Source organism: Bradyrhizobium sp. LeoB3 (assembly GCF_055456055.1).
Window position 1 is genome coordinate 1 of record NZ_JBVBEF010000383.1, and the last position, 451, is coordinate 451.

Genomic DNA, 451 nt, shown 5'->3' on the forward strand with positions numbered 1-451 from the left:
CGATGTTCTGCTCCAAGAGGTGGGTGGCGAAGCTGTGCCGCAAGGTGTGCAGCGAGACGCGCTTGTTGATCTCGGCCCTCTGGGCGGCGGCGTGACAGGCGCGATTGAGCTGGCGTGTGGTCATCGGCTGGGCCGGATCGCGGCCCGGGAACAGCCAGCCCTGCGGCCGCGCCGCCTTCCACCAGGCCCGCAGCAACTCAAGCAGGTGTGGGGACAGCATGACGTTCCGGTCCTTGCCGCCCTTGCCCTGCTCGACGCGGATGATCATGCGCTTGCTGTCGATGTCGGCAACCTTGAGCGAGACCACCTCAGTGGCGCGCAGGCCGGCGCCGTAGGCCACGCTCAACGCGGCCTTGTACTTGAGCCCCGGCGCAGCAGCGAGCAGCCGCGCCACCTCCTCGACGCTGAGCACCACCGGCAGCCTGCGCGGCTCGTGAACGACATGGGTGTG

Annotated in this window: 1 protein-coding gene; it reads right to left on the bottom strand. The window is 68.7% G+C overall.

Features of this window, described 5'->3' with window-relative positions:
• A partial coding sequence (locus tag ACZXDY_RS46435) for a tyrosine-type recombinase/integrase (protein WP_464350093.1) occupies positions 1 to 451 on the bottom strand: 451 nt, incomplete at both ends.